The following is a 261-nucleotide window of genomic DNA, read 5'->3' as shown; positions in this document are numbered from 1 at the left end:
AAGCTTCACCCTGTACCCGGTCGACCACCTGCCTATAAATTAAGTTGCAGCTTTATAACGGATTTTAGACAGCTCGTATGACATTTTTTTGAAGCGATCCGTCACAATTTAACTCATGTACATCCCGCCGTTCACCGGGATTGTAGCCCCAGTCACGTATGCCGCACCGTCAGATGCCAGGAAAGTGACCACATTCGCGATCTCTTGAGCCTGGCCCAGACGGCCCAGCGGAATCTGCGTCAGCAAGGCTTCGCGCTGTGC

Annotated in this window: 1 protein-coding gene; it reads right to left on the bottom strand. The window is 52.5% G+C overall.

The features are described 5' to 3' along the window. Positions 1–108: 108 nt before the first annotated feature. Positions 109–261, bottom strand: a 153-nt coding sequence (locus AAEY88_RS14185; RefSeq protein WP_350563418.1) for an SDR family oxidoreductase, incomplete at its 5' end; no start/stop codon positions are given.

Origin of the sequence: Psychrobacter sp. CAL346-MNA-CIBAN-0220 (genome assembly GCF_040309805.1) — a bacterium.
Classification (GTDB): domain Bacteria; phylum Pseudomonadota; class Gammaproteobacteria; order Pseudomonadales; family Moraxellaceae; genus Psychrobacter.
Note: the sequence above shows the minus strand (reverse complement) of the source record. Positions and strands in the feature narration are given on the sequence as shown.